Below are 22037 nucleotides of genomic sequence, written 5' to 3'. Positions count from 1 at the left end.
ACCGGTCGCGCGGCCTGTTTGTGCTCTGCCAGGCCGCGCCCTCCTCTGCTATGCTGGAACTCCCAACGACCAGCAAGCGCCTGCCTACATGCCACGTTCGTCCCAGTCTCGCCTCGCCCTCGGCCTGGCCTGCGCCTTCACCTGCATCCCCATCGCCGCATTCGACCAGCTTCCCGCACATTGTTTCGACAATGGCGTCGTCCAGGCGCGGATCTCCGAGGTGGCCGGCGGCCGCCTGCTGTCGTTCTCGCTTAGTGGCAAGCCCAATTTCCTGCTGATCGATGAGGATGCCGGCGATCCCGCCTTGCCGCCGGACGCGACATCGGGCTATATCCGCTATCAAGGCCATGAGATATGGATCGGACCGCAGCGCGAATGGTGGGTGCACCAGGACCTGAATCCGGCACGGGCGGCGGCGAAGGCGACCTGGCCACCGGATCCGTGGCTGAGCCTCGCGAAGTACACGCTGGTCGACAAACGCCGGGATGAGATTGCCCTCGACAGCCCGGCCAGCCCGGTGTCAGGCATGCAGCTGCGCAAGCGCTATGCACTAGTCGCGGACAAGCCGAACAGCCTGCGGTTGGACGCCGAGGCCACCAATCGCAGCGGAAAAGTGGCGGGACGCGATATCTGGTTCAATACGCGGGTGCCGGCGCATACGATGGCGTATGTGCCGGTGGCGGCAGAAGAAGACATTCGCATCGAGCCGGCAGGGGCGCTGCGCTATACATTGGAAGGCGGCCTGATGTCGCTGGACCTGCCTGCGTCGGGGCAGGCCGCGCGCAAGGGCAAGCTGTTCGTCCAACCATCAAAAGGCTGGCTGGCGGCGTTTCGTGACGGCCAGGCGCTGGTGATCCGGTTCGCCCATCAACCGCGCTCGGCGATCCATCCGGCGCAAGGGCAAGTCGAGTTGTATCAGGATGTCGATGCGGAGGCGCCGGGCAAGGGGATGCTGGAACTGGAAGTGCACGCGCCGTATGTCGAACTGGCGCCAGAGCAGACAATGAAGGCGTCGGAGTCGTGGACGATTCTCCCGTACGATGGACCCGCGACCCGCGAGGCCCATCTGGCATTTCTGCGCCGCCACGCGGCGCAGCTGGAATACCCTACCCGAACGGCGTCTCCGCCACGCCCTTGACACCCGGCCGCAGCAACACCACCGCGCCGGCATCGCCCCCGGCCCCCGGATCGATCGACGTCACCAGCAGCAAGTCGAGATCCGGCCCGCCGAAGGCGCACATCGACGGCTTGGCCATCGGCAGCTCCAGCTCGCGATCGAGCTTGCCCGCCGGCGTATACCGCTGCACCACGCCGCCATCGTTGGCGCAGGTCCAGTAGCAACCGTCGGCATCGACCGCCGCCCCATCCGGCCGGCCCTTCTGCCCATTCAGGTCGAGGAACACGCGCTCCCCATGCGGCAGCCCGGCGTCGATGTCGTAGTCATACGCCCACACCATGCGCCGCTGCGGATGGGAATCGGACAGGTACATCGTCTTCCCATCGGGCGACCAGGCCAGCCCGTTCTGGGTCAGCATGTTCGACACCACCGGCCCGTGCAGGCCCTCCCTGGACGAATAGCGATACAGCCCGCCGACCGCGCGCGCCGCGCCCATGTCCATGAACATGGTGCCGCTCCAGAAACGCCCCTGGCGGTCGCAGCGGCCGTCGTTGAACCGCATGCCCTCGCCCAGTTCGGCGGCCGGCGGCGCATCGAGGCGGCGCGCGACAACTGTGCCGTCGTCTTTCAGGTCGAGGTGGAAGATGCCGGTTTCCATCCCGGCGATCAATCCACCGCCACCGTGGGCGGCGATGCAGGCCACCATCTCCGGCGCCAGCCAGCGGCGCAGTTCGCCGCTGGCGTGGTCCAGCCGCCAGACGCGGCGCGCGGGAATGTCGACCCAGTACCAGGCCTGCTCCCCCGCGTGCCACATCGGGCTCTCACCGGTCGCGCAATGCACGCCGGCGACGATTTCCATTTCCATCGACATCCTTACAGGTCCTTGATTTCGCGGTGTTGCGGCACCAGTGCCTTCATCACGCACCAGGCCACCAGGTAGGCCAAGGCGCAGATCGAGAACATGATCATGTACCCGGTCGACAGCTGGCCCAGCGCGCCATAGTAGTCGAACAGCCAGCCACCGAGCTTGGTCAGCAGCACGCCGCCCAGGCCACCGGCCATGCCGCCGATGCCGACCACCGAGCCGACGCTGTGTTTCGGGAACATGTCCGACACCGTCGTGAACAGGTTGGCCGACCAGGCCTGGTGGGCCGAGGCGCCGATGCCGATCAGGATCACGGGAATCCAGAAGCCGAGGTAGCCCAGCGGCTGCGCCAGCAGCACCACCAGTGGGAACAGGGCAATCAAGAGCATGGCGCGCATGCGGCCATGATAGATGTCGGCGCCGCGGTTCAGGAAGTAGGTCGGCAGCCAGCCGCCGCCGATGCTGCCCACCATCGTCATGCTGTACAGGACCGCGAGCGGCAGGATCATCGCCGTGGCCGACATGCCGTATTGCGCCGACATGTATTTCGGTAGCCAGAACAGGAAGAACCACCATACGCCGTCGGTCAGGAATTTACCGGCGACGAAGGCCCAGGTCTGGCGGTAGCCCAGCAGCTTGAACCACGAGCTCCTGGCCACCTGCGTGTTGTCGACCGCGGCGGGCGAGACGCCGGCGTCGCTGTTGATGTACGCCAGTTCGGCGGCGCCCACGCGTGGCGAGCGCTCCGGCACGTCGTACAGCCAGATCCAGACGCCCATCCACAGGAAGCCGATCGCGCCGATCACGATGAAGGCCATCTGCCAGCCCCATACCTCGGCGATCACCGGCACCGTCAGCGGCGCCAGGATGGCGCCGACGTTGGCGCCGGAATTGAAAATGCCGGTCGCGAACGAACGCTCGCGCTTGGGGAAGTATTCGGCGGTGGCCTTGATCGCGGCCGGGAAGTTGCCGGCCTCGCCGATGGCGAGCACCGCGCGGCCGATCATGAAGCCGGCGATCGAGACCGGCACCACGGCCAGGCCGATCGCACTGAACACGGTGTTGACGGCTTCGCCGAGCCAGATCGCGTAGGCGTGGGCGATGGCGCCGATCGACCAGACCACGATCGCCAGCACGTAGGCGCGCTTGGTGCCCATGCGGTCGATCACGCGGCCGGCAAACAGCATCGAGATGGCGTAGACGAACTGGAAGGTGGCCGCGATGTTCGCGTAGTCGGTGTTGGACCAGCCGAATTCGGCGGACAACATCGGCGCGAGCAGGCTGAGGACCTGGCGGTCCAGGTAGTTGATGGTGGTGGCGAAGAACAACAGTGCGCAAATCGTCCAGCGATACTTGCCCACCACCGTTTGTGCCGGTGCGAGGTCGATGACTTGCTGATTCATGGTGATCAGTTCTTTACAAGTGAATGCAGCCGGTGTCTCCCCCGGCTGGTACTGCGAACAAGGCTAAGAGCCTATCCCGGTAGGTGGGAGTCGCTCCTGGCGCGCCTGGCAGGCGTGTGCTGCGTTGCTCGTCGTTGCATGGCTCGCCATGCGGCCTCCTCGCGCCTTGCCCACGCCTGCCATGCATCACCATGAGCTTCCCCCTACCTACCGGGATAGGCTCTGAGGCGTTACGCTTTTCCTCCAGATTGCAGCGTGCCGTCCTGCAGGCGCGCGAGGCCCAGCGGATTCTCGTCGCGCAGCGCTTCGGGCAGCAGGTTGGCGGGCACGTTCTGGTAGCACACCGGCCGCAGGAAGCGGTCGATCGCGCTGGCGCCGACCGAGGTCGTGCGGCTGTCGCTGGTGGCCGGGAACGGGCCGCCGTGGACCATCGCGTGAGATACCTCGACGCCGGTCGGGAAGCCGTTGAACAGCACCCGGCCCGCCTTGCGCTCCAGGATCGGGAGCAGTGCGCCGGCCAGCACGTGGTCTTGCGCCTGGGCGTGGACGGTGGCGGTCAGCTGGCCGTGCAGGCGTTCGGCCGCCTGTTTCAGCTGGTCGGCGTCCTTGAAGCGCACCAGCACCGCGGCCGGACCGAACACCTCGTCTTCGAGCGCCGCGTTGCCGAGGTAGGTGTCGGCGTCGCACAGGTACAGTGCGGCGCGCGCGGCGCAACCGACGCCCTGCTCGCCGCCCTGGGCCACCAGTTGCAGGCCCTCGACCTGGCCGAACTTGGCCACGCCAGTGTTGTAGGCTTCATGGATGCCGGCGGTCAGCATGGTGCCGGCGCCCTTGCCTGCCAGTGCTTCGCCGGCCGACTTGACGAAGGCGTCCAGGTCGGCGCCGTCGAGCGCGAACACCAGGCCCGGGTTGGTGCAGAACTGGCCGACGCCGAGCGTCAGCGAGTCGACGAAGCCCTGCGCCAGGCCGGCGCCGCCAGCCTGCAGCGCGCCCGGCAACAGGAACACCGGGTTCACGCTGCTCATCTCGGCATACACGGGGATCGGTTCGTCGCGGCCGGCGGCGGTGCGCATCAGCGCGGTGCCGCCCTGGCGCGAACCGGTGAAGCCGACCGCCTTGATCGCGGGATGCGCCACCAGTTGCTGGCCGACCGTACGGCCGTCGCCGTACAGCATCGAGAACACGCCTTCGGGCATGCCGGTTTCCTTCGCCGCGCGCTGGACGGCGCGGCCGACCAGCTCCGAGGTGCCGGGGTGGGCGGCATGGGCCTTGACCACCACCGGGCAGCCGGCGGCCAGCGCCGAGGCAGTGTCGCCGCCAGCCACCGAGAACGCCAGCGGGAAGTTACTGGCGCCGAACACGGCCACCGGGCCGAGCCCGATCTTGCGCAGGCGCAGGTCGGGCCGCGGCGGCGCGCGCTCGGGCAGCGCGCTGTCGATGGTCGCATCCATGAAGTAACCGTCGCGCACCACCTTGGCGAACAGGCGCAATTGGGTCACGGTGCGCATCCGTTCGCCTTCCAGGCGAGCCTGCGGCAGGCCGGTCTCCAGCGTGGCACGCTCGATCAGCGCCGGGCCGACGGCCAGGATCTGCTCGGCGATCGCTTCCAGGAATTGCGCGCGCTGCTCGAGCGGCAAGGCACGGTAGGGGTCGAAGGCTTGGGCCGCCAGCGCGCAGGCGCGCTCGACGTCGTCAGCGGTGGCCTGGCCGAAGCCCGGCTCCAGATTGGCGCGGGTCGACGGGTTGAAGCCGAAGGCTTCGCCGGCTGTGCCGCGCAGGCACTGCTGGCCAATGATCATTTCACCGAGAATCGTCATGATCACAGCACTCCGTTCTTTTTCAGCAGATCCAGCAGCATCTGGTCTTCTTCGGCCGTCAGGTCGGTCAGTGGTGGACGCACGGGACCGGCGCCATGGCCGACCAGGCGCGCGCCGGCCTTGATGATGCTGACCGCGTAGCCGGCCTTGCGGTTGCGGATCTCGAGGTAGGGCAGGAAGAAATCGTCGATCAGGCGGTTGGTGGTGTCGGTATCGCCGGCGGCGGTGGCGTGATAGAAGTCCATCGCCAGTTGCGGCACGAAGTTGAACACGGCCGACGAGTACACCGGGGTGCCCAGGGCCTTATAGGCGCCGGCATACACCTCCGCGGTCGGCAGGCCGCCCAGGTAGCTGAAGCGGTCGCCCATGCGGCGCCAGATCGAGACCATCAGTTCGATGTCGCCATTGCCGTCCTTGAAGCCGATCAGGTTCGGGCAACGATCCGCCAGCTTTTCCAGCGAATCCGGGGTCAGGCGGCAGTTGGCGCGGTTGTAGACCACGACGCCGATCTTGACCGAGCGGCACACCGCTTCGACGTGGGCGATCAGGCCGTCCTGGCTTGCTTCGGTCAGGTAGTGCGGCAGCAGCAGCAAGCCCTTGGCGCCCTGGCGCTCGGCCTCCTGGGCATGGGCGATGGCGGTGCGGGTCGGGCCGCCGCAGCCGGCAAGGATCGGCACCACGCCAGCGCAGGTGTCGACCGCGGTCTTGATGATCTGGCCATATTCTTCGCCGTGCAGCGAGAAGTATTCGCCGGTGCCGCCGGCCGCGAACAGCGCGGTCGCGCCGAACGGCGCCAGCCACTCGAGGCGCGCCGCATAGCCCTTCGGATCGAAGTCGCCCTGGGCGTCGAAGTCGGTGATCGGGAAGGACAGCAGGCCGTGCGACAGGGTTTGTTTGAGTTCAAGAGGATGCATTCGGGTCTCCGTTCAGGTCCAGGTTGATTGATTTATGTTGTGTCGATGAAGCATGTTGTAAGTCATCGTACAACCTAAACGGCAGACCCGCAAGCAAAATATGGATGGCCTCAGGCCACCTTGCCCTCCAGCCGGCGCTGGGCCTGCACCAGCCGCTCGCGGCTGTTGGACAGATGGGTGCGCATCGCCGCGCGCGCCGCCTCGGGATCCTGGCGCTCGACGGCGCGGAAGATATCGTCGTGTTCGCGACTGACGCGCTCGTTGAACGCGGCCGGCTTGTCCTGCTCCAGCACCGGCGTGTTCAGGCGCGCGCGCGGGATGATGGCATTGCCCAGCTGGGCCAGGATATCGACGAAATAGCGGTTGCCGGTGGCCTGGGCGATCAAGAGGTGGAAGCGCTTGTCGGCCTCCACCGCCGACCTGCCCTCGGCCATCGCCTGCTGCATCTCGGCCAGTGCGCCGGCCAGCTCCGTCACCTGCAACTCGCTGCGGCGGCTGGCCGCCAGGCCGGCCGTTTCGGTCTCGACGCCGATGCGCAGCTCGAGGATGGACAGCACGTCGCGCAGGGTCAGGATGTTCTCGGCATCCAGGCCCAGGCTGGAGTTCGGACGGTCCAGCACGAAGGTGCCGATGCCATGCCGGGTCTGCACCAGGCCGGCGGCCTGCAGGTGCGAGATCGCCTCGCGCACCACGGTGCGGCTGACGCCATGCTGCGCCATTAGCGACGATTCGGTGGGCAGCTTGTCGCCCGGCTTGAGAACGCCGTCGCGGATGATGGCGGTGACCTGCTCGACCACGCCCTGGGCCAGACTGCGGTGCTTACGCTGCGGAGGAACCATGATTGGATACGGTGAATAAATATGGAAAAGTCCTTGGATTATACCCCACAACAAGTCGTCAGACATCTTATGAGCAGACGTCTTTTCTCCAGACATTGGTATGTCCACCTTGCGGGATTGGTCTGGCCAAATTAGAATCGTGTGACCGTCACTTACCCACCGGTCATCGAGCCGAGAGCGCATTCGCCACATGAAAAAAGCACCAGCCAGCACCGAGACTAGCCAGGGCGAACCACGACTCTACCGCGTCGTCGCCGCGCGCATCCAGGACCTGATCCGGGATGAGAACATCCAGCCCGGCACCCGGCTGCCGGCGGAACGCGAACTGGCCGCCAAGCTCGAGGTCAGCCGGGCGTCGCTGCGCGAGGCGCTGATCGTGCTGGAACTGTCCGAGATCGTCGAGGTGCGCGGCGGCTCCGGTGTCTATGTCAGCGAGAAGGCGGTCGCGCCGTCCGACGTGCCCGAGGCCGGCCCCGGCCCGTTCGAAGTGCTGGCCGCGCGCCGCATGATCGAATCCGAGATCGCGGCACTGGCCGCCAAGAACGCCACCGATTCGGCCATCGACGCCATCCTGAAGGCGGTCGAAGAGATGGAACGCCAGCACGACGACCGCGCCAGCAACGAAAACGCCGACCGCAACTTCCACCTGGCGCTGGCGCGCGCCACCGGCAATACCGCCATGGTCGGGGTGATCGAATACCTGTGGAACCAGCGCGGCAGCCTGTGGCACAAGCTGAAGGAACACTTCCAGACCGAGGAATTGCGCAAGCAGACCCTGCTCGACCACCGCAACATCCTGGCCGCCATCGCCTCCCACGACGCGCCGGGAGCGCGCGCCGCGATGCGCGCCCACCTCGAGCGCGTCACGCGCACCTTCTCACGCGGCTGAGCATTCAAATGGCCTGACCGCTTGCTTAATTGGTCAGGCCAAAATAGAATCGGGCAAACCCCTGGAGTTTGCCCATGCCTGTATTTCCTCGTGCCCGCCCCCTCCTGCTGTCTCTCTTCGCGGCCGGCGCCATCGCCGCGCCCGACAAGCCGCTGCGCGTGATCCTCGTCGGCGACTCCACCATGGCCAGCAGCACCGGCTATGGCGACGCCCTGTGCGCGCGCCTCACGCCTGACACCGCCTGCCACAACCTGGCGCGCGGTGGGCGCAGTTCGGGGAGCTTTCGCGTCGAGGGGCGCTGGGACGAGGTGCGATCGCTGCTCTCGGCGACCGACGGCTTCGCGGCAAGCTATGTACTGATCCAGTTCGGCCACAACGACCAGCCGGGCAAGCCGGGGCGTTCGACCGACTACGTGCATGAATTCCCGGCCAATATGCGGCGCTACGTGATGGAGGCGCGCGCGGCCGGCGGCATTCCTGTGCTGGTGACGCCCCTGAGCCGCCGCAGCTTCCGCGGCGCCTGGGTGCATGACGACCTCGCCCCCTGGTCGGCCGCCGTGCGCCAGGTCGCGCGCGAGACGAACGCCCCGCTGCTCGACCTGAACGCACTGTCGATGGCCGACATCCAGGCCATGGGGCCGGACAAGGCCGATGCCCTGGCCCGCGCCGGCGCCAACTTCGACCACACGCACGTGGGGCCGGCCGGCGCCGAACGCTACGCCGGCATGGTGGCCGGCGAGTTGCGGCGGCGTGTGCCTGCCATCGTCGCCGCCTTCGGGAGCGCACGATGAGCGCCACTCTGGCAGCGCTGGCGCTGGCAGCAGTTGTTGGCGAACGCCAGCATGCGCCCTTTGACGGATGGGCTTCGCAGGACGGCGGCACGCGCGGCGGCGCAATGGCGGCGCCAGGCCATGTCTACACGGTGCGCAGCCCGGAAGAATTGCTGGCGGCGCTGGGCGCCCAGGCGCCCGCCCGCATCGTGCGCGTGGCGGCCAGCATCGACATGCGTGGGGACCGCCCGTTCAGCGACAGCGCCGACCAGGCGCGGCGCAGCGTGGTGCGCATACCGTCGAACACGACACTGGTCGGCGTGACGCCGGACGCCGGCTTCGTCAACGCCAGCCTGAGCGTGTCCGGCGTGTCGCAGGTCATCGTGCGCAACCTGCAACTGCGCAATCCCTGCGACGTCGAACCGAAATGGGATCCGAAGGATGGCGCGAAGGGCAACTGGAACTCGCGCTACGACGGCATCAGCGTCTCGAATGCCCACCACGTCTGGATCGACCACAACAGCTTCACGGACGCCCCGGTGACCGACGATACCCAGCCGGTCGAGAACGGCATGCCGAAGCAGTGCCATGACGGCGCGCTGGACATCACCAATGGATCGGACTTCGTCAGCGTCACCTATAACCGTTTCGCCCTGCATGAGAAGAATACGCTGGTGGGTGGCAGCGACCGCGCCGTCGGCGACCGCGAACACCTGCGCGTGACCTTCAAGGCCAATCTGTTCGAGCACGTCAGCGAGCGTGCGCCGCGCGTGCGCTACGGCCAGGTGCACCTGCTGAACAACTACCATATCGGGGACCGCAAGCATCCCGTGTACGCGCACGCCTACAGCGTGGGCGTCGGCACCGAAGCCCATATCGTCTCGCATGCCAATGCGTATGAGGTCCAGGGCGCGCGCGACTGCGCCCACGTGGTGCGGGCGCCGGGCGGTACGGCCGGCGTGTACGTCGACGAAGGATCGATCCTCAACGGCCAGCCGCTTGCCGGCTGCGCCTACGGCGGCGACGTCGGCTGGCGCGTTCCCTACCGTTTCGAGGCCCTGCCCGCGCAGGCGGTGCCGCGGCACGTGCTGGACCATGCAGGACCTCGCCCGCTCGATCCGGCGAGCGGCTTCGTCGAGGCCAGGCTGGTGCTGGGCGCGGGAGACGCGCCGTTCGTGCTGCAGGCCCGGCGCGATGACCGAGACGACTGGCATGGCGCCAGCGTGCGCGCCATCGACGGCGGCGCCACGCTCCAGATTGAACTGCTCGAAGCGCGTGGCGGCGCGCCGGTGCGCCTGAAGCAGGTGCGGCGCCGCGCGCCGCTGGCGGGCACGCCGCTGGTGCTGCGCGTGCAGAACCAGGACGGGCTGCTGTCGGCCTGGATCGATGGCGAACGGGTGACGTCGAGCCAGGTCGCGCCGCTCGCGGCCAGTGCGCCGGCGGCATGGGATGTCGCAGGACACACGCTGCTCGGGCTGCGCGACGGTCCGGCCGACCTGCCCGCCGAACGCATCGCGCTGCGGCTTGGCGCCAACACGCTGGCGCTGCAGGCTGGCGACGAAGCCGAGCGCATCGTCATCGCCGGCCATGCCACCTCAGCCACCTCGAGCGATCCCGCCATCGCCTCGGTCGCGCTGTCCGATGGCGGTTTGCTGGTGACTCCGCACCGGCCGGGCCACGCCGCCATCACGGTCGGCGGCGCCGATCCCGCGTGGAGCCAGGTGGCATTCGCACTCGAGGTCGGCCAGTCCTTCGCTGGCCCCGCGCGCACCGCGCTGCCGGCGGCCCGCCTGCGTCCAGCCCACGCGGAGCGCGGCGTGCCGCCCGACACGCCGCTGCTGATGACATTCAAGCAGACGCCCGTCCTGAGCGGCGCCGGCAGCGTGCGCATCGTACGGCGTCACGACCGGGCCCTGGTTGCGACCATCCGCCCGGGCGAGACGGTCATCGCCCTCGGTCCCAAGGGAAAGGAACGCCTGCTGCGTCACCATGCGATCACGGTCGATGGCGATGCCGTGCGCGTGCGCCTGCCCTTGCTGCTCGACCATGGGGTGGAGTACGAGGCGGTGGTCGATCCTGCCCTTCTGCGCATTCGAGGGTTCCGGGGCGCGCGCTGGACCTTCCGCACTACCGCCTTCGCGCCGGTGGGCGACAGCGTGACGGTGGACGACGACGGCCGCGCCGATTTCCGTACCGTGCAGGGAGCGCTGGACCATGCGATGACGCTGCCACGGGCGAAAACGGTGACCGTCCACGTGCGCGATGGCGTCTATCCCGAACTGCTCTACCTGCGCGACAAGGACAATGTGATGGTGCGCGGCCAGAGTCGCGAATCCACGATCGTCCGCGCCGCCAACAGCGACGCGCGCAATCCAGGCTCCGAAGGCCGGGCGCTGTTCCTGGCCCAGGGTAGCGACCTGCTCGAAATCCGCGACCTGACCCTGCACAACACGACCCGCCGCAGCGACGGCCACTCGGCCCAGGCCGAGACGCTATTCTTCAGCAACGACCAGGGCCGCTTCATCGCCCGCAACGCCGCCTTCGTCAGCGAGCAGGACACCTTGCAGCTGACCGGCTATGCCTGGGTCTACCGCTCGCTGGTCGAGGGCAACGTCGACTTCATCTGGGGACACAACCGCGCAGCGCTGTTCGAGGAGAGCGAGATCCGCAGCGTGGGCGACAGCGCGTCACCGGACAACAGCGGCTACCTGGTGCAGGCCAGGACCGTGGAACGCAACGACCCCGGCTTCGTCTTCCTGCGCTCGCGGCTGACGCACGGTACCGGGCCTACCGGCAATCGGCCTGCGACAGGGAGCGTCTACCTGGCGCGTTCGCCAGGCACTGCCCACACCTGGGACAATGTGACCTTCATCGGCAACACGGTCGATGACCATATCGCCAAGGATGCCTGGCTGCGCCAGCCGTTGCCGAATCCACGCACCGGCGACGTGGTATCGGGCTGGCGCGAACACGGCAACGTGGCGCCGGACGGCAGGTCGGTCGAATTCGGCGCCTACCGCATGGGGGAGGAAGAAGCGCGCCGGCGGTCGAACCGTGGCGCCGTATTCGGTCGTTTCAATGGCGGCGCTGGATGGAAACCCCAGCCCTGACCTGCATCAGGGCGTGATCCGCACGTAGTCGATCGCGGCTTGCGCGCCGGGCGCCCCGGTGGCGAACAAGGCCAGTTGCGCACCGACCCAGCGCCCCATGCGTGCTTCGAACGGCGCGCCGAGCGGTACGAAGCGCCCACCATCGGGACTATACGAAAACGCGACCCTTGCGCCATCCGTTACGTCGATGCGCAGGCGGGCGTCAAAACGCGGCAGCACCGGGCCCACCTCGTCAACGCACGGCCCGCCTTCCCCACAGCGCACCATCACGATGCGTGCGGCGCCATCGACGCGGCGCACGCCGAACCAGTTGTCTGCCAGCCCGGCAATCCCGAAGCCGGCCTGGTCGCCGTCGCGCAATGCATCCAGGCTGACGCTGGCCGTCGCGCTGAAGGTCGGCGCCACGAATTTATGGGTCAGCACCGACGCCAGCTGGCGCAGCGGCGCCGACGGCTGGGCCATCAGGCGCAGCTTGCCGTCGCCGATCGCATACCAGTCGGCCTGCCAGTTGCCCGCCCATTGCCACTGGGGTCCGAGCTTGCTGCCATCGAATTCATCGCCAACGGCAGGCTCGCGCCGCGCGAAGGCGCCCGCTACCGGCTTGGCATGCTCCAGCACCGGCTGTCCGACACCCGGCGCGCTTGACGGCGCGCCGATCAGCGGCCAGCCGTCCTGCCAGCGCATCGGCTGCAAGTGCACCACGCGGCCATAGGCGCGCTTGTCCTGGAAGTGGAAGAACCAGTCTGTCCCTTCCGGCGTCGAGACCCAGGCGCCCTGGTGCGGGCCATTGATATCGGTGGTCGACTGGGCCAGCACGATGCGGTCTTCGTAAGGCCCCTCGATCGAGCGCGAACGGAACACCGATTGCCAGCCGTGTTCCACGCCACCGGCAGGCGCGAACACGTAGTACCAGCCATCCTTCTTGTACAGCTTCGGCCCTTCCAGCGTGCGGTAGGCCGGCAGGCGGTTGCCGTCGATGACCACCTTGCCGCCCTCGTCGAGCAGGCTGCGTCCGTCCGGCGCCATGCGACGCAGGGTCAGCACGTTGTTAAATCCGGCGCGACTCTCGGCCCAGGCGTGCAGCAGCCACGCCTGGCCATCGTCGTCCCACAGCGGGGTGGGGTCGATGATGCCCTTGCCCGGCAAGATCAAATGCGGCGCGCTCCATGGCCCGGTGAAACTGGTAGAAGTGGTGACGAACACGCCCTGGTCAGGGTCCGGATAAAAGATCCAGAATTTGCCGTCGTGATAGCGCAGGCATGGCGCCCACACGCCCTTGCCGTGCTGCGGCGCCGCGAACGCCGCCACGGGCACGAGGCGCGGCAGCGCATGGCCCACCAGCTCCCAGTTGACCATGTCCTTCGAGGTCAATAGCGGCAGGCCGGGCGCATTGGCGAAGCTCGACGCCACCATGTAGTAGGTGTCGCCGACGCGGATCACGTCCGGATCGGAATAGTCGGCGTGCAGGATCGGATTGCGGTAGCGGCCATTGCCCAGGTCGGGCGACCACGGCGCGCGCGCCGGCGGCTTGCCGAGCACGCGGCCGAGGAAATCGTCCATCGCATCGACGGTCGGCGCCAGCCACGGATCGAACAGCCAGAATGCATGCGGGGTGCCCGGCAGCGCCACGGTCTCGGCCAGGATGCCATGGCCCTGCAGTTTCGCGCTCATTGCCTCGCGCCCGGCCGAAAAGCGCGGCGCGCCGCTGACGATGAACAGCACCGGCGGGCTCGCCTTGTCGACATGGGCGATCGGCGAGGCCGCATGCCACAGCGCGCGTTGTTCGGCATAGCGTCCACCGAACCAGGCGCCGGCCGCCGACGGATTCTTGGCGGGATCGTCTTCGTGGCGCAGCGCTTCGGTGGACGTGAAGTCGGACAGTCCGTCGATATTCACGACCGCGCGCAGGGCGCCGGCATCCGTCATGCCGACCAGCGAGGCGATCTGTCCGCCTGCCGAACCGCCTGCGATCGCCACGCGGCCCGGATCGAGATTGAAACGCGCGGCATTCGCGCGCAGCCAGGCCACGGCATCCCGGACGTCATCGACCGCCGCCGGATAGCGCGCCTGGCCGGACAGGCGGTAGCTGACGCTGGCCGCCGCATAGCCGCGCGCGGCCAGGCGCGCCGCCAGCGGCGCCATCTCGCTGCGATCTCCGCTGCGCCACCCTCCGCCATGGACCAGCACGACCAGCGGCGCCGCCTGGCGGGCCGGGCCTGGCAGGTACAGGTCCAGCGCCAGATCGAGGTCGCCGCGACGCGCGTACACCACGTCCTTGCGCACCTGCACCGGGCCCGGCGCCGTGCTGGCCGCGATGCGGATGAACGGATAGTCGGCGGCTAGCTTGCGGTAGGTGGTCTCGGCATTGTAGGGCTGCGCCGCCGCGGCCAGCGGCAACAGCGCCAGCAGTGCCGGCAACTGCAGCCTCACAGCGCGCGCCCCCGAAATAGGACGCGGCGGCGCAGGCTGGCCCCGGGCGGGAGAATGCTCAAGCCCGGATAGCCCGTCATATTGTGGGCATTGATCGGATGGTCGACCGGCTCGAAGCAGAAGAAATCGCGACCCGGCGGCGCATACAGGATGAAGTAATCCATATTCGCCTCGATGGACAGGCCGAGCCCGCGCGCAGGCCAGGCGATATCGGCCACGCCGTCCCAGCCCTCGAAGACGTTGTCGACGCCATCTTCCGGCAACGGCGACGGCTCGACGAAATTCCAGTTCGGCGGCAGCAGGCTGCACACCGACGGCAGCTTGTCGGCGCCTGACAGCCACACCTGGGTGGCCCTCGCCTGCAGCCGGGCGCCTTGCGGATCCGGCAGCCAGGGATGCAGGCCGAGGCCAAAGGGCAAGGGGAAGTGGCCCGCATTGCGCACCTCGAGCTCCACCGCCAAGGCATCGTCTTCGAGCGCATAGCGCAATGCCGCCTCGTACGAGAACGGCGCCGCGGCGTGGCGCTCGAGCCGCAACATCAACGCATCAGGCGTATGCGACTCCACCTGCCACGCCTGCTGCCAGCCATCGCCATGGATCGGACAGGGTTCGCCGGCGCGGTTCGGCGCCGGCACGTGGCGCCTGCCATCGAACTCGAAGCCGCCTGGCGCCATGCGGTTCGACCATGGCACGAGTGGAAAGCAGGCCAGTTGCGACGGCAGCGGCACCTCCGGCGCATCCGGCGCCAGCGCCCGCAACAAAGGCTGCGGCGAAGATCCGGCGACCCAGTCGAGGCGGGCTAGCCCGCCGCCCGCCTGCGGCACGATCTCGGCCAGCAGGCGTCCATTGTGCAAGCGCAGGCGGTCGGCCATGCTCAATACTGCGGGCCGTCGAGCAGGAACTTCCCGCCCTGGTACATCGTGGTCACGTCGTCCTGGGCCGGGAATTCGGAGGTATCCGGGAACAGGTGGGCGAACTTGCTCGAGCTGTCCTTCGGCTTGTAGCCCAGGTGCGAGGCCAAGCGGTTGTCCCACCAGGTGCTGTCGTTGTCGGACTGGCCGTAAACGATCGTATGGCCCACGCGCGGCGCGAACAGCGAGCAGCGCAGGAGTTCGGTCAGGTCGTCGTAGGACAGGAAGGTGGACATCATGCGCTTGTTGGCCGGCTCCGGGAAGCTCGAACCAATGCGGATGCAGACCGTCTCGATGCCGAAGCGATCAAAATAGTAACGCCCCATCTGCTCGCCGAACACCTTCGACAGGCCATAGTAGCTGTCGGGACGGGTCGGCGAGTTCGCGTCGAGCACTTCGGTGGTGCGGTGGTAGCCGATCGCGTGGTTCGAGCTGGCGAACACCACGCGCCGGGTGCCGGCCTTGTGCAGCGCCTCGTACAGGTTGGCGACGCCCAGGATATTGGCCTGCATGATCGGTTCGAACGGCTTCTCGGTGGAGATGCCGCCGAAGTGCAGCACCGCGTCGACGCCCTCGAGGAGCTTGAGCACCGCTTCCTTGTCGGCCAGGTCGCACTGGACCAGTTCCTCACCTTCGCGCGCCTCGCCCAGGTCGGCCACGTCCGACAGGCGCACCACCTCGGCCCATGGCTTGATACGGTCGCGCAGCACCTTGCCCAGGCCGCCCGCCGCGCCGGTCAGCAGGATGCGCTTGAACGGCTTGCCCACCTTAACACCATCACTCATACCACCACTCCTCTATCTCTATTAGTTACGTCACCGGCGCCGGATTGAACAGCGCCAGCGAATTATGCAGCTTCCACTGCTCGGCCCAGGTGCGGCGGCCGCTGGCCACGTCGAGGATCAGGTGGAACAGCTCCCAACCCACTTCCTCGATGCTCGCTTCGCCAGTGGCGATGCGCCCGGCGTCGACGTCCATCAGGTCGTGCCAGCGGCGCGCCAGTTCGGAACGGGTCGCCATCTTGATCACCGGGACCGCGGCCAGGCCATACGGCGTGCCGCGGCCGGTGGTGAAGATGTGCACGTTCATCCCGGCGGCCATCTGCAGGGTACCGCAAATGAAGTCGCTGGCCGGCGTGGCGGCATAGATCAGGCCCTTCTGCTTGAGCTTGTCGCCGGGCGAGAGCACGCCGGTGATGGCCGTGCTGCCCGACTTGACGATCGATCCCATCGCCTTCTCGACGATATTGGACAAACCGCCCTTCTTGTTCCCCGGCGTCGTGTTCGCGCTGCGATCCACGCCCCCCCGCACCAGGTAGTCATCGTACCACTGCATCTCGCGCACCATGGCCTCGGCGATGTCGGGCGACGCCGCGCGGGCGGTCAGCTGGTCGATCCCGTCGCGCACCTCGGTCACTTCGGAGAACATCACGGCGCCGCCGGCGCGCACGATCAGGTCGGTGGCGAAGCCCACGGCCGGGTTGGCGGTCACGCCCGAAAAGGCGTCGCTGCCGCCGCACTGCACGCCCACCACCAGCTCGGACGCCGGGCAGGTCTCGCGGCGACGGGCATCCAGTTTTTGCAGGTGGCGCTCGGCGGTCGCCATCAGGTTGTCGATCATCGACATGAAGCCGACGTGCTGCTGGTCCTGCAAGGTGACGACCGAGGGCTGGGCCGACCCGATCGGGATCGCACCGGCCGGGAACAGGCGTGTGGGCGGCAGCTTCTCGCAGCCCAGGCTGACGACCATGACGTCGTCGCCGAAATTCGGATTCCTGGACAGGTTGCGGATGGTCCGGATCGGGATGTCGGCGCCGGGCGCGTCGATCGCCACCCCGCACCCATACACGTGCTCGAGCGAGACCACGTCGTCGACGTTCGGATAACGTGGCAGCAGTTCGTCGCGGATGCGCTTGACGGCATACTCGATCACGCCCGACACGCACTGGACGGTGCTGGTGATCGCCAGCAGGTTGCGCGTCCCCACCGAACCGTCGGCATTGCGGTAGCCCTCGAAGGTATAGCCTTCGAGCGGCGGGAAATCGGTCACGGCGCGGGTGCCGATCGGCAGGTCCTCGAGCGAACGCGCAGCCGGCATGTGCAGCACTTTCTCCGAGATCCAGCTGCCGCGCGGGATGGCGCCATTGGCGTAACCGATGATGACGCCATAGCGGATCACTGGATCGTTGTCGAGCAGGTCGACCAATGCAACCTTGTGCCCCTGCGGCACCCCTTCGACCAGCACCAGTCCATCGGCCAGGACGGTGCCGGCGGGCAGGCCGCCATCGTTGGCGACGATCGCTACGTTGTCGCTGGCCTGCATGCGAATGATACGGGGGACGAGCTGGTTCATGGTCTGCCTTGTCTGGATGTTCTTTTTCAGTATGCCACACAAAAATCAAAAGTGGCTAGTCCACCTTGCGATTTTGGTCTGACCAAATTAAAATGGCCTGACCAAAAGAGCATCGCCTGAAGTTTAAGCAACACGGGTAACACAACAACGCCGATTGGAGACACATGAAACTGCATTTGCTGGCAGCCCTGCTGGGCTGCGCGCTCGCTTGCGGGCCCGCCCTCGCCGAGGGCAAGTACCGTAATCCCGACAACACGAACCTGGGCGATGCGGGAGAGGGAACCTACCCGATCCCCTACAAGATGCCGGTGGTGGCCGAAGTGACGGCCCAGCTGAATGCGATCCGCGCATTCATGGACCGCGCCACGCCGACCCGCATCGTCAGCAAGCGCACCGGCCAGCCGATCACCGATCTCCGTACGCCCAATGCGGACGCCATCTTCGAGCGCAGCGCCGGCGACTACGGCATCCAGGTGTATGAAATGGGCGTCGTCCATTCGGGCCTGCTCAAAGCCGCCCAGGCCACCGGCGACAACGGCTTCACTGCCATGACCCGCCGCCACTTCCAGTTCTTCTCCGAGACCCTCCCATACTTCAGCGCCCAAGAACAGAAGTTCAAGCTCGAACGCGCCAACAGCTTCTCGCGCTTCCTCGATCCGCGCTCGCTGGACGACAGCGGCTCGATGTGCGCGGCCCTGATCCGGGCGCGCCTGGCCAAGGTCGGCCCCGACCTGAAGAACATGATCGACACCTGCAGCGACTGGGTCGCCAAGCGCCAGTTCCGGCTGGAAGACGGCACCATGGCGCGCAAGCGTCCGCAGGAAGTCTCGCTGTGGGCCGACGATATGTATATGAGCATCCCGGCGCTGGCCGAGATGGGCCGCCTGACCGGCAAGCGCGAGCACTTCGACGACGCCGTCAACAATGTACTGGGCATGTCGAGCCGCATGTTCAATCCGCAGCTGGGCCTGTACACCCACGGCTGGCACGCCAACCACCAGGACGCGCCGCGCTTCTACTGGGCGCGCGCCAATGGCTGGGCGGTGCTGGCGATGTCCGACCTGCTCGACGTGCTGCCGATGGACCATCCGGGCTACCCGAAAGTGCTGGCCCAGCTGCGCGCCTCGCTGAAAGGCATCGCCGAGCTGCAAAGCGGCAGCGGCCTGTGGCACCAGATGCTGGACCGGAACGACTCGTATCTTGAAACCTCGGCCAGCGCCATGTTCACCTATGTGTTCGCGCACGCGGTCAACGAAGGCTGGATCAGCCCCACCACCTATGGTTCGATCGCGCAGGCCGGCTGGAACGCGCTGTCGACCCGCATCAATTCGCTGGGCCAGGTCGAAGGCACGTGCGTGGGCACGACCCTGGCCAGCGACATGGTCTATTACTACCACCGCCCGACCAGCGTCGACGCGCTGCACGGCTACGGCCCGATGCTGATGGCCGGCGCCGAGATCATCCGCCTGGTGAAGAATCCGGCATTCGAGGTGCAGCACAAAGTGCGCACCTACCACTACATGCCCAAGGGCGGCCAGACCGACTACCGCGAACACCACTGATCAAGGGGATACCATGCAACGACTCGTACTCGCAGCCACGCTGGCGGCGGCATTCGCGCCAGGCCACGCCCAGGACAGGTTTGGCGTCACCGTGCAGCACGACCTGGCCATCGCCCGTCCGTCGGAAACCATCTCGATCCCATGGAAGGACGTCAACGCCGCCATGCCCGGCGCGATGATCCAGAAGATCGCCGTCAAGGACGCCAGTGGCCGGGTGCTGCCGCACCAGGTGACGAATATCGCGCCGCAGGCCAAGGACCCGAAAAACGAAGGCATCGCCTATGGCGAACTGCTGTTCCAGCACAGCTTCAAGGCTGGAGAAAAGAGCGCCAGCTTCACCGTCGAGCGCATCGACGGCGTGGCGCCGCCCTTCCCCATCAAGGCCTTCGCGCGCCATGTACCGGAGCGCCTCGACGACTTCGCGTGGGAAAACGACAAGGTCGCGCACCGCACCTATGGCCCCGCGCTGGCGGCGCCGGCGCCAGCCGGCGTGGTCAAGGAGGTGCTGGTGACCAGCGGCCTCGATATCTGGTTCAAGCGCGTGGATTATCCGATCGTCGACCGCTGGTACAACAAGGGCCATGACCATTACCACAAGGACCAGGGGGAAGGCATGGACATGTACAACGTCGGCAAGTCCCGCGGCGCCGGCGGCGCCGGCATCTGGGACGGCAAGACGCTGTACACGGGCGTGAACTACGCCAGCTACAAGATCCTGGCCAATGGACCGATCCGCGCCATCTTCGAGCTGCACTACGCGCCGTGGGATGCCGGTGGCCGCCAGGTGAGCGAAGTCAAGCGCTTCACGGTCGACGCCGGCCACTGGCTGGACCGCATCGACAGCACCTTCACCACCACAGCTGGCGACACTACGCCGCTCACGGTGGCCGTGGGCCTGAACAAGACGCCGAGCGACAAGGGCCAGGATGCGAAGATCCAGGTCGGCCGCGACGGCAAAGTGCTGCTGCAGTGGGTCGAGCAGAAGAGCAACGACGCCTTCGGCACCGCCATCGTGCTGCCGAATGCCGAGGGCTTCGCGCAAGACACGCTGAACGAACTTGTGTTCGCGAAATCCACACCGGGCCAGCCGCTGCGCTACTACGCCGGCGCCGCCTGGAGCCGCGCCGGCGAGATCACCAGCCGCGCCCAATGGGAACGCCAGGCCCAGGACATCGCCGCGCGCGACGCCAGCCCGGTGCGCGTGACCATCCAGGGGGCGAAATAAGGATGGCGATGACTTTCCAAGCCAAGCGCCGCGCCCTGCTGCGCACCGTTCCCGCGGCCTCGTTGATGCTGGGCGGCGTGAATAGCGCCAGCGCCGCCGCCAAGCCGGCCGATCCCTGGCAGCGGGCCGCCGCCATCGTGGCGCGCTTCGCCACGCCCCTGACTTTCCGCGACGAGGATTTCCCGATCACCGCCCACGGCGCCAAGCCATGCACGCTGGTGAAGGTGAACGGCCAGACCGAATCGCTGGTCGAGGGCATGCTGGACACCCCGGCGCCGGGTTCCCCCGACGCCTATCCGGCCATCGCAGCGGCGATCGCGGCCTGCCACGCCAAGGGCGGTGGCCGGGTCGTGATCCCGAAGGGAGAATGGTATTGCGCCGGCCCGATCGTGCTGCGCTCGAACGTGCACGTGCACCTGGCCGCCGGCGCGCGCGTGCACTTCGCCGCCAATCCCGCGCACTATGCCCGCCACGGCGAGCATGACTGCGGCGACAACGGCAAGCTGGTACTGTCGCGCTGGCAGGGCAACGACTGCCTGAACTACTCGCCGATGGTGTACGCGATCAATCAAACCAATATCGCGCTGACCGGCGAGGACTGGACCAGCATCCTCAATGGCCAGGGCGGAGTGCCGTTCGAGCCGGGTTTCGCGGACGGTCCCGAATGCTGGTGGGACTGGAAGGGCCGCGGCAAGCCGGTACGCAAGCGCACCGAGGTGTATGCCAATCCCAATAACCCCTCGCTGGACAAGGTCGTGCCAGGCATCGATGCGCGGCGACAGGCCGCGATCCAGGGCCAGGGAGACCGCTGGCAGACCGATTCGCGCTACCTGCCGGCGCTGTCCGAAGCCGGCGTGCCGGTCGAGAAGCGCGTGTTCGGCCATGGCCACTTCCTGCGGCCCTGCATGATCGAACTGATCGGCTGCGAGAAGGTGCTGCTGCAGGGCTACCAGGTCAATGCGGCGCCGTTCTGGCTGCACCATCCAGTCGCCTGCCGCGATCTCCTGATTCGCCGCGTGAACATGGAAAGCCTGGGCCCGAACAGCGACGGCTTCGATCCGGAAGCCTGCGACGGCGTGCTGGTCGACGACTGCCTGTTCAACAACGGTGACGACTGCATCGCGATCAAGGCCGGCAAGAACCTCGACACCCAGCATGGACCGACGCGCAATATCGTGATCCAGAACTGCGTGATGAATAGCGGGCATGGCGGCGTCACGCTGGGCAGCGAGATGGCGGGCGGCATCGAGTATGTGTTTGCCGAGAAGCTCGAGTTCCGCAATATCCACTGGAAGAACGACCCGCTGAACACGGCGATCCGGCTCAAGACAAATATGAACCGCGGCGGCTTCCTGCGCCACCTGTACGTGCGCGACGTGACGCTGCCCAATGGCGTGTCGATCGAGCCGATGCTGTACAAGCCGCTGCCCGGCATGCGCGAGATCACCGTGCCGGTGGCGTCCAGTGCCGGCGCCATCGTCACCATCGACTGCGACTACGTACCGGGCGACGACACCATGCGCATCCGTCCGCCGCAGGTATCGGACATCGACATCCGCAACGTCCGCGCCAGCAATGTCGATGCCGGCAAGGGCAAGTTCTCGTGCTACCAGGCCTTCGTGCTGCTCGGGCCCGTGGCGTCGAGCTTCAACGGCAAGCCTGGCACGCCCATCCCGCCGATCGCCCGCGTGCGCATCAGCGACTCGGATTTCGGCACCCCGGCGAATGGCGCGCAGCCATGGTTCATGCATAACGCCGTCGATGTCACTCTCGACAACGTCACGATTGGCGGCAAACGCTACAAGCAGGTGCTGAACGCAAAGACCTGAATAG

16 protein-coding genes are annotated in these 22037 nt (G+C 67.2%); 7 read left to right on the top strand and 9 right to left on the bottom strand.

The features are described 5' to 3' along the window. On the top strand, window positions 1-1138 hold a 1138-nt coding region (locus Q9246_RS21980; protein WP_306393034.1), incomplete at its 5' end, for a DUF4380 domain-containing protein. Here Q9246_RS21980 and Q9246_RS21975 read toward each other — a convergent pair. From Q9246_RS21975 to Q9246_RS21955, 5 genes are all read right to left on the bottom strand, one after another. Beyond that, window positions 1107-1976, bottom strand: coding sequence for an SMP-30/gluconolactonase/LRE family protein (locus tag Q9246_RS21975; protein ID WP_306398236.1), 870 nt, complete (start codon window positions 1974-1976; stop codon window positions 1107-1109). The two genes, Q9246_RS21980 and Q9246_RS21975, sit on opposite strands and share 32 nt — an antisense overlap. A 14-nt stretch (window positions 1977-1990) precedes the next feature. Next, complete coding sequence (locus Q9246_RS21970) at window positions 1991-3385, bottom strand: MFS transporter (protein ID WP_306393032.1); 1395 nt, start codon at window positions 3383-3385, stop codon at window positions 1991-1993. A gap of 230 nt (window positions 3386-3615) precedes the next feature. Next, the gene (locus Q9246_RS21965) at window positions 3616-5202 is read right to left on the bottom strand and encodes an aldehyde dehydrogenase (NADP(+)) (protein ID WP_306393031.1); all 1587 of its coding nucleotides are present in this window, start codon (window positions 5200-5202) and stop codon (window positions 3616-3618) included. Window positions 5203-5204: 2 nt separating this feature from the next. Then, complete coding sequence (gene kdgD / locus Q9246_RS21960; RefSeq protein WP_306393030.1) at window positions 5205-6116, bottom strand: 5-dehydro-4-deoxyglucarate dehydratase; 912 nt, start codon at window positions 6114-6116, stop codon at window positions 5205-5207. A 110-nt stretch (window positions 6117-6226) separates the two neighbouring features. Continuing rightward, complete coding sequence (locus Q9246_RS21955) at window positions 6227-6955, bottom strand: FadR/GntR family transcriptional regulator (RefSeq protein ID WP_306393029.1); 729 nt, start codon at window positions 6953-6955, stop codon at window positions 6227-6229. Between the two features lie 190 nt (window positions 6956-7145). Here Q9246_RS21955 and Q9246_RS21950 point away from each other — a divergent pair, with 190 nt between their 5' ends. The 3 genes from Q9246_RS21950 to Q9246_RS21940 all read left to right on the top strand — a co-directional run bounded on the left by Q9246_RS21950 (window position 7146) and on the right by Q9246_RS21940 (window position 11724). Continuing rightward, window positions 7146-7844, top strand: a complete 699-nt coding sequence (locus Q9246_RS21950) for a FadR/GntR family transcriptional regulator (RefSeq protein ID WP_306393028.1) — start codon at window positions 7146-7148, stop codon at window positions 7842-7844. A 74-nt stretch (window positions 7845-7918) separates the two neighbouring features. After that, the gene (locus tag Q9246_RS21945) at window positions 7919-8635 is read left to right on the top strand and encodes a rhamnogalacturonan acetylesterase (protein ID WP_306393025.1); all 717 of its coding nucleotides are present in this window, start codon (window positions 7919-7921) and stop codon (window positions 8633-8635) included. Further along, window positions 8632-11724 (top strand): pectinesterase family protein, encoded by a 3093-nt coding sequence (locus Q9246_RS21940; RefSeq protein WP_306393023.1) that lies wholly within the window; start codon window positions 8632-8634, stop codon window positions 11722-11724. Before Q9246_RS21945 ends, Q9246_RS21940 begins: the two co-directional genes overlap by 4 nt. A gap of 6 nt (window positions 11725-11730) precedes the next feature. Here Q9246_RS21940 and Q9246_RS21935 read toward each other — a convergent pair whose 3' ends face one another. From Q9246_RS21935 to garD, 4 genes are read right to left on the bottom strand one after another with little or no spacing between them, the layout of a single operon-like run. Beyond that, window positions 11731-14154: a family 43 glycosylhydrolase gene (locus Q9246_RS21935; protein ID WP_306393021.1), complete on the bottom strand. Its 2424-nt coding sequence runs from the start codon at window positions 14152-14154 to the stop codon at window positions 11731-11733. After that, a complete protein-coding gene (locus tag Q9246_RS21930; protein ID WP_306393020.1) occupies window positions 14151-15026 on the bottom strand; it encodes an aldose 1-epimerase in 876 nt (291 codons plus the stop codon). The genes Q9246_RS21935 and Q9246_RS21930 overlap by 4 nt, the downstream gene beginning before the upstream one ends. A gap of 2 nt (window positions 15027-15028) precedes the next feature. After that, a complete protein-coding gene (locus Q9246_RS21925; protein WP_306393019.1) occupies window positions 15029-15850 on the bottom strand; it encodes an NAD-dependent epimerase/dehydratase family protein in 822 nt (273 codons plus the stop codon). Window positions 15851-15875: 25 nt separating this feature from the next. Next, a complete protein-coding gene (garD, locus tag Q9246_RS21920; RefSeq protein ID WP_306393018.1) occupies window positions 15876-17417 on the bottom strand; it encodes a galactarate dehydratase in 1542 nt (513 codons plus the stop codon). 164 nt (window positions 17418-17581) lie between these two features. Here garD and Q9246_RS21915 point away from each other — a divergent pair, with 164 nt between their 5' ends. Genes Q9246_RS21915 through Q9246_RS21905 form a run of 3 tightly spaced genes read left to right on the top strand, consistent with a single transcriptional unit; the run spans window position 17582 to window position 22033 of the window. Continuing rightward, a complete protein-coding gene (locus Q9246_RS21915; protein WP_306393016.1) occupies window positions 17582-18979 on the top strand; it encodes a glycoside hydrolase family 88/105 protein in 1398 nt (465 codons plus the stop codon). Window positions 18980-18992: 13 nt separating this feature from the next. Beyond that, the gene (locus tag Q9246_RS21910; protein WP_306393015.1) at window positions 18993-20204 is read left to right on the top strand and encodes a DUF4861 family protein; all 1212 of its coding nucleotides are present in this window, start codon (window positions 18993-18995) and stop codon (window positions 20202-20204) included. 8 nt (window positions 20205-20212) lie between these two features. Beyond that, window positions 20213-22033, top strand: a complete 1821-nt coding sequence (locus tag Q9246_RS21905; RefSeq protein WP_306393013.1) for a glycoside hydrolase family 28 protein — start codon at window positions 20213-20215, stop codon at window positions 22031-22033. Window positions 22034-22037 lie beyond the last annotated feature (4 nt).

It is taken from the genome of Telluria beijingensis, assembly GCF_030770395.1.
GTDB classification, from domain to species: Bacteria; Pseudomonadota; Gammaproteobacteria; order Burkholderiales; family Burkholderiaceae_D; genus Telluria; species Telluria beijingensis.
The sequence above is the reverse complement of the archived record's forward strand: the minus strand, read 5'-3'. Positions and strand labels throughout refer to the sequence as shown.

What these genes read in the sequence shown, in the direction of transcription:
- Q9246_RS21945 (WP_306393025.1), top strand. Translation starts at nt 7,919, where the DNA reads ATGCCTGTATTTCCTCGTGCCCGCCCCCTCCTGCTGTCTCTCTTCGCG.
- Q9246_RS21930 (WP_306393020.1), bottom strand. Translation starts at nt 15,026, where the DNA reads ATGGCCGACCGCCTGCGCTTGCACAATGGACGCCTGCTGGCCGAGATC.
- Q9246_RS21970 (WP_306393032.1), bottom strand. Translation starts at nt 3,385, where the DNA reads ATGAATCAGCAAGTCATCGACCTCGCACCGGCACAAACGGTGGTGGGC.
- Q9246_RS21955 (WP_306393029.1), bottom strand. Translation starts at nt 6,955, where the DNA reads ATGGTTCCTCCGCAGCGTAAGCACCGCAGTCTGGCCCAGGGCGTGGTC.
- Q9246_RS21925 (WP_306393019.1), bottom strand. Translation starts at nt 15,850, where the DNA reads ATGAGTGATGGTGTTAAGGTGGGCAAGCCGTTCAAGCGCATCCTGCTG.
- Q9246_RS21975 (WP_306398236.1), bottom strand. Translation starts at nt 1,976, where the DNA reads ATGGAAATCGTCGCCGGCGTGCATTGCGCGACCGGTGAGAGCCCGATG.
- Q9246_RS21910 (WP_306393015.1), top strand. Translation starts at nt 18,993, where the DNA reads ATGCAACGACTCGTACTCGCAGCCACGCTGGCGGCGGCATTCGCGCCA.
- Q9246_RS21940 (WP_306393023.1), top strand. Translation starts at nt 8,632, where the DNA reads ATGAGCGCCACTCTGGCAGCGCTGGCGCTGGCAGCAGTTGTTGGCGAA.
- Q9246_RS21905 (WP_306393013.1), top strand. Translation starts at nt 20,213, where the DNA reads ATGACTTTCCAAGCCAAGCGCCGCGCCCTGCTGCGCACCGTTCCCGCG.
- Q9246_RS21915 (WP_306393016.1), top strand. Translation starts at nt 17,582, where the DNA reads ATGAAACTGCATTTGCTGGCAGCCCTGCTGGGCTGCGCGCTCGCTTGC.
- kdgD (WP_306393030.1), bottom strand. Translation starts at nt 6,116, where the DNA reads ATGCATCCTCTTGAACTCAAACAAACCCTGTCGCACGGCCTGCTGTCC.
- Q9246_RS21965 (WP_306393031.1), bottom strand. Translation starts at nt 5,202, where the DNA reads ATGACGATTCTCGGTGAAATGATCATTGGCCAGCAGTGCCTGCGCGGC.
- garD (WP_306393018.1), bottom strand. Translation starts at nt 17,417, where the DNA reads ATGAACCAGCTCGTCCCCCGTATCATTCGCATGCAGGCCAGCGACAAC.
- Q9246_RS21950 (WP_306393028.1), top strand. Translation starts at nt 7,146, where the DNA reads ATGAAAAAAGCACCAGCCAGCACCGAGACTAGCCAGGGCGAACCACGA.